This window comes from Synergistaceae bacterium, from assembly GCA_012728235.1.
GTDB lineage: Bacteria > Synergistota > Synergistia > Synergistales > Synergistaceae > JAAYFL01.
Genome location: JAAYFL010000118.1, coordinates 1 through 3363, shown reverse-complemented (window position 1 = coordinate 3363; position 3363 = coordinate 1). Strand labels below are relative to the sequence as shown.

Genomic DNA, 3363 nt, shown 5'->3' with positions numbered 1-3363 from the left:
GTCCTGCTTATCGATAGGAAGGATTTGCAGTCCCAACTATTCAAAACCACGAAAGCTATCAAGTTTGCCGTCAACGAAGCAGGAAGCATTGAGGGCATGAAAAAGTTGATACAAAATACCGCAAGCGATGTAACTGTGGCGATGGTACATAAGTTCGGGGAGAGAAAAGAAACAGTTGGCAAGTTTCCGGTGTTGAATAGATCGAGCCGAATTCTTGTCATGATTGATGAAGCCCACCGCAGTGAGTATTCTGACCTTGCGGCAAATATGTGGCGCAGTATGCCCAATTCGATTAAGGTTGCCTTTACTGGTACGCCCATCACGAAAACAACAGATACTTTCGGAGGCTATATAGACGCATACACTATGCGCCAAGCAGTCGAGGACGAGGTTGTCGTAGAGATTAAATACGAAGGTCGCGCTACTGATAGCGAGATTACAGATCACGATGCAATGAACCGTGCCTTCGTTGATGTTTTCGGCTATATGGAGACCGAAGAGCAGCAGGAAATCATGGGAAAATACACCGCCCGTGGTTATCTGGAAGCGTGGGAGATTATTCGGGAGAAAGCCTCCGACATGCTGGACCATTATATCAGCACCGTTTTCAGCAATGGGTTCAAAGCACAGGTTGTCGGAGTCAGTAAAGAAGCAGCGCACAGATATAAAGTTGCTATTGATGAACTGCTACCAGAAAAGATTGCTGCGCTGAAAGCGGATAACCCACAGAACATTGACATCTCCAAGCTGGAACAATTGAAAACCGCTTGCATCATCTCTACCGCTCCAAATGAAGAGCCACACTTAAAAGTTTATGGCAATGAACAGGATAACGAGATGATCGTTGACGGCTTTAAAGCTCCTTTTGGAGGTAAAGGCAAAAAAGGCGGCGACGGCAACTACGGAATCATTGTCGTAACTGCTATGCTTATGACAGGGTTTGATGCTCCTATCGAGCAAGTCATGTACTTAGATAAAGTGTTGAGGAACCACACCCTGCTTCAAGCTATCGCTCGGGTGAACCGAACCTACGGCGCTGACAAAAAGTGTGGTTATGTAGTAGATTATGTTGGCGTAACAAACCATTTGCGTGAAGCACTGGCTGAATACGCCGATGCTGACATTGATGAAACCGTAGCTGCTATGAAGAACCCAGCGCAGGATATTGATTCGCTTAATAGCGCGTATAACAACATCTTGTTGTTTATACATAACAAGGTTGGAGTGAACTCTCTTGATGATACAAGCACAATCATTGAGGAATTGGTAGCTGATGACAAGCTGCGTGATGAGTTCAACTCTTTGTTCAGCATATTGTCGAGAATGTTTGACCGTGTGCTACCAAATCCTGCAGCACTTGATTATAGCGATACATTCAAACTGCTTGCCTTCATTAGGGAGTCAGTTGCGAAACTAACACGTGATCCACGCCTATCCATGAAGGATGCCAGTAAAAAGGTCAGGGCAATTATCGAAGAGTATCTTGCCGTAAATGGGGTTGCCTTGGAAATTGAACCTATTTCTCTACTATCAAGCGATTTCTTAGAAGATGCTAAGAAGAAATCTAAGAGTGACCGTGCGGTTAGTGATGAAATCAAGTACGCAGTTCGAGAGTATATCAATGTTAACACCCCAAAAGATCCCGAACTTTTTGCACGTTTGAGCGAAAAGCTGGAGGCTCTGTTACAGGAGTTTAAAGATAACTGGGCAGATTTGCGTAAAGCGCTCGAGGAATTCCGTGATGAAATTATTGAAGGCCGCCAGCGCGAGAAAACTTACGGGTATGAAGCAGAACATGAGATGCCCTTTTTTGCCTTGCTAAAAAAAGAATTGTATGGAGATAAGGATTTTACTGATCTTGATGAAGACGATTTCAATGCTCTTAAGGACTTAACCAACGATGTCCTCGAGCGTTTCAAAACAGATGCCGCAGCAGTGAATTTTTGGAATAACGAATCAATGCAAAACACACTCAGGACTTTTATCATCACAAAACTGATTGCACCTGAAATTAGGCGGCGTGTACCCAGTATTTTCAAGAAGCGCAAGGAAATTGCCCAAAGGCTACTTGAATTGGGATTTCAGCACTATGGGAGGGACGGTGTATGAATGAAATCCCTTATGAGATCGTGCGCTCCGATCGAAAGAGCATAGCTTTAATAATTGACAGCGAGGCAAATCTTATAGTCCGAGCGCCGAACAAAGCTAAGGAAAGTGACATTGCGGATTTCGTGGAGAAAAAAAAGCGGTGGATTGCAGATAAGCAGCACCAGGTATCTGTCTTTGGAGAGAAGCATAGCCCAGTGGTTTTTGAGAGTGGCGAAAGTCTACTGTATTTGGGCAATACTTACACAATTCTAAAAGAAACCGTTACTGATATTAAGTTTTCGAGTACGAACATCCTGATTCCTGATGGGTATACCAAAGCCGATGTAATTGCATGGCTGAAGGGTGAAGCAGAAACTGTGCTGACTGAGAGGGTCTCAAGGTATGCGGGGATAATGGGAGTAACCTATTCATCCGTCAAACTTTCTGAGGCGAAAGCCCGCTGGGGTTCATGCAGCGCCAAGGATAACTTGAATTTTGCCTGGCGGCTGATTATGTGTCCGATGGCAGTCATCGACTATGTGGTTGTCCATGAGCTTAGCCATATCGCTTATAAAAACCACAGCTCGGGGTTCTGGGCAAGGGTCAAGACGGGCCTCCCGAACTATAAGGAACAACAGGATTGGTTAAAAGTTAACCGAAAAATCCTGGAGATAATATAAGGAGGGGATTTATTTGGACGAGAAGTATAGCAGAATTGATATTACCAACGATCTAATGGTGAAATATCATGATTATTTGCGTCCTGAAATTAAAACTATATCAATAAGCCAGTCTAATGAAGATGTATGGTTGGAAACCCTATCTATAACAATTATAAAAGATAAAGGATGGACTAAAGAAACCATTAATCGTATTAATTTAGATTTTATTAGTGAAGATGGTGATATTGCTATGTTTAATCCTGGGGACAATATAGAGGCTAATGCAAGCAAATTTATTAATGAGTTATCATCATATTCACTTATTAACACGACTGATTTATTTACAGATGAAGCGAGTGAGGTTATCAACAAGAAATATAATATTTTTGGTATTGATAATTAACCCGACATTGATATTCTTTCGAGATTAGAAGCTTTGTTTATTATATGCCGCGAACAGCAAGTACGATTAGCCTTGTCGGGAGGGTAAAATCATGCAGAAACCATTGTTATTAAACGACTTACTACGCCTAAACCAATCGGATTTAGATAGAGCAAAGGTTAAATTCAATCAATATAATGGTGAGATAGAGCCTATGGAAGTCTATCTCCG

At 42.5% G+C, this 3363-nt stretch carries 4 protein-coding genes; all 4 read left to right on the top strand.

Annotated features, from left to right (window positions below; translation table 11 throughout):
• Positions 1-2109, top strand: a 2109-nt coding sequence (locus tag GXZ13_07010; GenBank protein NLX75558.1) for a type I restriction endonuclease subunit R, incomplete at its 5' end; no start/stop codon positions are given.
• Positions 2106-2768 carry a M48 family metallopeptidase gene (locus GXZ13_07005; protein ID NLX75557.1) on the top strand — a complete coding sequence of 221 codons (663 nt, stop codon included), beginning with the start codon at positions 2106-2108 and terminating at the stop codon, positions 2766-2768. The genes GXZ13_07010 and GXZ13_07005, both read left to right, overlap by 4 nt.
• A gap of 13 nt (positions 2769-2781) precedes the next feature.
• Entirely contained in the window at positions 2782-3153 is a 372-nt protein-coding gene (locus GXZ13_07000) for a hypothetical protein (protein NLX75556.1), read from the top strand.
• Between the two features lie 91 nt (positions 3154-3244).
• Positions 3245-3363, top strand: a 119-nt coding sequence (locus tag GXZ13_06995; protein ID NLX75555.1) for a GIY-YIG nuclease family protein, incomplete at its 3' end; no start/stop codon positions are given.